Origin of the sequence: Nocardia sp. No.11 (genome assembly GCF_038752175.1) — a bacterium.
GTDB lineage: Bacteria > Actinomycetota > Actinomycetes > Mycobacteriales > Mycobacteriaceae > Nocardia > Nocardia canadensis.
Genome location: NZ_JBCGFB010000215.1, coordinates 1 through 5,018, shown reverse-complemented (window position 1 = coordinate 5,018; position 5,018 = coordinate 1). Strand labels below are relative to the sequence as shown.

The window sequence follows — 5,018 nt, the reverse complement described above, 5'->3', positions numbered from 1 at the left end:
CACCCGCTCGCCCTGCGCCTGCGCGTGACCCGGCGCGGGGTTGGGAGTGGTGGTCGGCGGGCCGTTCAGCGGCGGCACCGGCGCGCCCTGCGCGGGCGTCGGCGTGCCGATGACAGTCACCTCCCCACCGGGACCGAGCACCAGCCGGGCCGGGTCCTTGGCGGGGATCATGCCCAGTTCTCTGGCGCGCGCGGCCAATTCGGGGGCGGAGTCGGCGGCGGCGACCTCGCGCTGCAACGCGGCCCGCTCGTCGGCGAGCTTGCGGTTGACCGCCCTGGCGTCGCCGAGCTGGTAGCTGTCCTCGGCGGCGCGGGTGGTCAGCAGCAGCGTCAGGGCCAGACCGCAGCCGAGCAACCCGATGATCGCGGTGACGAAGGGAATCCGCCCGGCCATCGTCGAGCCCCGTTCGGGCAGCTCGATCCCGTCGAGCAGCTGCTCCCTGGTGCGCTTGCGCGCGTAGGCCCGCTGCGCGGCACCGGATTTCACCCGTTCGGCCGCCTCGACGCGACGGGCCGTACGCCCCGGCACGGCGACGGTGCTCGTCCGCACGCTCATCGTGTCCCCTCCTGTGTCCTCCCTGACCTCTCCGCGATCCGTTCGGCCGCGCGCATCCGCACCGGCGCGGATCGCGGATTGACCTCGATCTCGGACTCGGTCGCCTTCTCCGCACCTCGGGTCAGCATCCGGAACTCCGGTCCCATACCGGGCAATTCGACCGGCAGGTCCATCGGTGACCTGGACACGATCCGTGGCGCGAACTCCTGCTTGACCAGCCGGTCCTCCAGCGACTGGTACGACATGACGCAGATCCGCCCGCCGACGCGCAGCGAATCCAGGGCCGCGGGCAGCGCGGCCCGCAGCGAGTCGAGCTCGCCGTTGACCTCCACCCGCAGGGCCTGGAACGTGCGCTTGGCCGGATGACCGCCGGTGCGCCGCGCCGCGGCCGGAATGGTGTCGTAGAGCAGTTCGACCAGCTGGGCGCTGGTGCTGAACGGCGTGACCGCGCGCCTGCGCAGCACCTCCGAGGCGATCTTGCCCGCGAACCGTTCGTCGCCATAGGTTTTCAGCACCCGGGCCAGGTCGCCGTGGCTGTAGGTGTTGAGCACGTCGGCGGCGGTCGGGCCGGTGGTCGGGTCCATCCGCATGTCCAGCGGCGCGTCGACGGAGTAGGCGAAGCCGCGATCGGCCTCGTCGAGCTGCATCGACGACACCCCGAGGTCCATCAGAATCGCTGACACGGAGCCGAACTCGGGCAGGCCCGCCTGACTGAGCGCGTCGGCGATGCCGTCGTAGCGGGTGTGCACCAGGGTGATCCGGTCGGCGTAGGGCGCGAGCCGCTCGCCGGCCAGTGTCAGCGCGGTGGTGTCGCGGTCGAGCCCGACCAGGCGCGCGTGGGGATAGGTGCGCAGGAAGTGTTCGGCATGGCCGCCCAGGCCGAGGGTCGCGTCGAGGTAGACCGCGCCCGGCTCGCTCAGCGCGGGGCCGAGCAGCTCGTCGGCGCGGGTGAGCAGGACCGGCACATGACGGGGGTTCTCGGTGTCATGGTTCACCTCGACCTCCCGGGATACTGCCTCGCGTCGCAGACGGGTCGCCTTGCCACACAGTGCTTTTCGAATGAGATTGCGGTCTGAATGAAGCCGCTCCACCGCCCTTGCGGTGGAACCGGCGAATGCGTCGAGGTCTCTGACCGAGGCGCGGCACCTGGCGTCGGGGAAGTACGTCAGGGTCCACGCCCGGGCAGAGGCCTCGCAGCACTCGCGTGCTCCGAGCTAGAAGATCCCGCCCAGCGACTCGTCTCTGGCTTGCGCGTAGTCCTCCTCGTGCTCGGCGAGGTAGGACTCCCACGCCTGCTTGTCCCATATCTCGAGGAAGTCGACCGAACCGATCACCACGCAATCTCGCGTGAGATCGGCATAGCGTCGATGGTCCGGCGACAGCGTGATCCGGCCCTGTGCATCCGGACGTTGCTCGTCGGTGCCCGCCGCCAGCGCTCGGACGAAAGCCCTTGCCTGCGGGTTGCTTCGAGACGCCGCTGCGGCCCGCCGCGCGAGCGCGGTGAACTCGTCTTTCGGGTACACGGCCAGGCTGTGGTCTTGACCTTTGGTGACCATCAACCCTCCCGCCAGTTCGTCTCGAAACTTCGCAGGCAACGTCAGTCGCCCTTTGTCGTCCAGTCGGGGGGTGTAGGTACCGAGGAACATCTCGGCCACCTCCCTACTGGATCACCTCGCCGTACGGCCTCTCCTGTAGTGCGCGACCCACATTACCCCACTTTCCCCCACTTTCAATCGAAACCCCGGGTGATCTCGCTCCCCGCCAACACAATTCCGCAGGTCATGCCAGCTATCACCGAGATTCGGGGTTATCGCGTGTTCGGGCAACCCGCGCGGGTCGGCAACCCCTGGTTCCGACAACGTTCAGCAAACATCCCAGGTGCTACCGGCGGCGATGCGCGCCGTGGGGGCGCGGTGGGGAATGGTGGGGAAAGTGGGGGAACCGCCCTGACCATCGATCCGGCGGACCCCCGCCGCCTTCGATGCTGTTGCGCCTCGGCTACCGCCGAGCTACTCCTGCTCGAACCTTCGGCGGAACCGGTCTTCCATCCGCTCGGAGAAGCCGCCGGACTTGCGCGGACGACCACCGCGTCCGGTCGAGCCGCCCGTGGGGCCGGAGCCCGCGGCGGGGGTCTCGGACGAGTCCGGCCGAGCGGACCTGCGGGAGTTGCCGATCATGAGCAGGACGCCGGCGCCGAACATGGCGATGAAGCCGACGAGGCTGATGATCGGGAAACCGCCCGGCTTGAACGGGGCGGCGATGCCGGCGACGAGCAGGAACAGGCCGATGGCGAACAACGCCGCGACCTGCAGTCTGCGTCGACTCGACGTGGAGCGAAGACGTCCGCCGCGGACGGACGAGGCGAACTTCGGATCCTCAGCATAGAGAGCGCTCTCGATCTGTTCGAGCATGCGCTGCTCGTGCTCGGAGAGTGGCACGGTACCTCCCCCGGCACTAGGCGTGGCTGGTCGCCTCCGGGTAGGCGACGGGTAGCCGACCTTGGCGGCTATCTGCTCCCCATGATACGAGTTCGATCGAAGCCGTACCACCTACTCGGTGATAACTAAGCAGTCATGTCCCGGTCGCGACTCGGCTGCGGGCGTGTCTTGACGGCGGCGACCAGCGCATCGTCGACGTCGTAGAGGAATGCGCCCACCCGTGAGCAGAACTCGTCGGCCCGGGTGTCGGTGACCGCGCGGTCCAGCCCGGCCTCCAGATCGGCCCGCAGTTGCGAGTGCGCCTCGAAGTAGTCCGCCCACATCGCGAATTCGGGGCTCGCGCGCCGCAGCAGGACCCAGGCGCTGCGCGAGCGCGCCCGCGGCGCCCGATCGGCGCCGGTGAGCGCGATCATCGCGCCCGCGCCGCGCAGCGCGGCCAGATAGGCGGTGCGGAACCGCTCACCCGGATCGTGCTCCCAGGCCGAATCGGTGAGCAGGGCGTCGGCCTGACGTAGCAGCCCGCCCGCGCGACCGTCGTGCCCCGCGTGCTCCCGACCATCGTTGCGACCAGCCATCTGCTGCCCCTTTCGCCCCTCGCACAGATCGAACAAGCATTCGAACGTTTGAATTGAGATTGAATATAGGGACACCCACCGACAACTTCCGCGCCAGCGCGCCATCGACGAGAGCCATGACAGCCGTCAAGCCGAATCACACCCCAGCACCCGTCGTCGTCGACCTCAGCGTCGCCGCCTTGCGCGCGCGCCTGCACGACGCCCTGTCGGTGTATGTCGCCGCCATGGACTATCCGCGCGGCACCGAACATCACCGCGCCCCGATGTGGACCGAGCACACCACCAGGGCCGGCTGGCGTGCCGTGGCCGCGGTGCTGCCCGACGACTCGGGCGGGGTCGACCTGCGCACCGCTCCGATCCTGGCGATCGCCTACGGCTACCGCGGCGCGCCGCGGCAGTGGTGGCATCAGCAGGTGCACACCGGCATGCGCCGGTGTGGCTGGCCCGAGGCCGCGACCCGCGAGCTGCTCGCCGACTATTTCGAGCTCACCGAGCTGCACGTGCATCCGGCGGCGCAGGGCCGTGGAATCGGCTCGACGCTGCTCGAGCGGCTGCTGGCCGACCGCGCCGAGGCCGCCGTGCTGTTGTCGACGCCGGAGGTGCCCGAGGAGGACAACCGGGCCTGGCGGCTGTACCGGCGAGCCGGATTCACCGATGTGATCCGCAATTTCGTCTTCGCGGGTGACACCCGGCCGTTCGCGATCCTGGGCAGGCGGCTGCCGCTGCCCCCGTCCGGCGCGTGAGGACGGCGGGCACGACCGTCGTCGTCGGTTCGGGGCACAACGCGCTGGTCGCGGCCTGCTATCTGGCGAAGGCCGGACAGCGGGTGCAGGTGCTCGAGCGCGACGAGGTGCCCGGCGGCGCGGTCTCGACGGTCGAGCGATTCCCTGGTCATCTGGTCGATCGCGGGTCCTCGGCGCACATCATGATCCGGCACACCGGGATCATCGAAGAGCTCGAGCTCGACCGCTTCGGGCTGCGCTACATCGACTGCGATCCCTGGGGTTTCACGCCGTCCGACGGCGTGCGCGCGCCGCTCGTCTTCCATCGCGATCTCGACCTGACCTGCGCCTCGATCGCCGCGGCCTGCGGTGAGCGCGACGCCGAGGCCTACCGCCGCTTCGTCGGCGTGTGGGGCGAGCGCAGCGCGCGGGTGATGCGCGCGTTCGGCGGGCCCCCGACGCCGGGCAGGCTCGTCCGCTCGTTCTGGGGCCTGGACGCGCGCGACGGCGGCAGCGCCCTGTCGCGGGAGTTCCTGCAGACCGGGGACGCGCTGCTGGACTACTGGTTCGACGACGAACGCCTCAAGGCGTCGCTGGCCTGGTTCGGCGCGCAGTCGGGCCCGCCGATGTCGGAACCCGGGACGGCGCCGATGGCCGGTTTCGCCGCGCTCATGCACACGCTGCCGCCCGGCCGGGCCGTGGGGGGAAGTGGGGCGCTCAGCGCGGCC

7 protein-coding genes are annotated in these 5,018 nt (G+C 70.1%); 2 read left to right on the top strand and 5 right to left on the bottom strand.

The genetic code is table 11. From position 1 onward, the window contains the following. The 5 genes from V8688_RS31200 to V8688_RS31180 form a co-directional block, all read right to left on the bottom strand. The coding region (locus V8688_RS31200; RefSeq protein WP_342802310.1) for a hypothetical protein at positions 1-555 on the bottom strand (555 nt) is incomplete at its 3' end. Beyond that, on the bottom strand, positions 552-1,550 hold the full coding sequence (gene rsmH / locus V8688_RS31195) for a 16S rRNA (cytosine(1402)-N(4))-methyltransferase RsmH (RefSeq protein WP_218715912.1): 999 nt from the start codon (positions 1,548-1,550) through the stop codon (positions 552-554). The genes rsmH and V8688_RS31200, both read right to left, overlap by 4 nt. A gap of 219 nt (positions 1,551-1,769) precedes the next feature. Next, positions 1,770-2,201 carry a division/cell wall cluster transcriptional repressor MraZ gene (gene mraZ / locus V8688_RS31190; protein ID WP_218715918.1) on the bottom strand — a complete coding sequence of 144 codons (432 nt, stop codon included), beginning with the start codon at positions 2,199-2,201 and terminating at the stop codon, positions 1,770-1,772. 363 nt (positions 2,202-2,564) lie between these two features. After that, complete coding sequence (locus V8688_RS31185; protein WP_342802309.1) at positions 2,565-2,993, bottom strand: DUF3040 domain-containing protein; 429 nt, start codon at positions 2,991-2,993, stop codon at positions 2,565-2,567. Between the two features lie 125 nt (positions 2,994-3,118). Then, positions 3,119-3,568: an SAV_6107 family HEPN domain-containing protein gene (locus V8688_RS31180; RefSeq protein ID WP_316573324.1), complete on the bottom strand. Its 450-nt coding sequence runs from the start codon at positions 3,566-3,568 to the stop codon at positions 3,119-3,121. Positions 3,569-3,684: 116 nt separating this feature from the next. On the opposite strand from V8688_RS31180, the gene V8688_RS31175 reads away from it, so the two are divergent. Both V8688_RS31175 and V8688_RS31170 read left to right on the top strand, forming a co-directional pair. Next, positions 3,685-4,311 (top strand): N-acetyltransferase, encoded by a 627-nt coding sequence (locus V8688_RS31175; protein WP_342802308.1) that lies wholly within the window; start codon positions 3,685-3,687, stop codon positions 4,309-4,311. Beyond that, positions 4,308-5,018: NAD(P)/FAD-dependent oxidoreductase (locus V8688_RS31170; RefSeq protein ID WP_342802307.1), on the top strand; the 711-nt coding region annotated here is incomplete at its 3' end. The genes V8688_RS31175 and V8688_RS31170, both read left to right, overlap by 4 nt.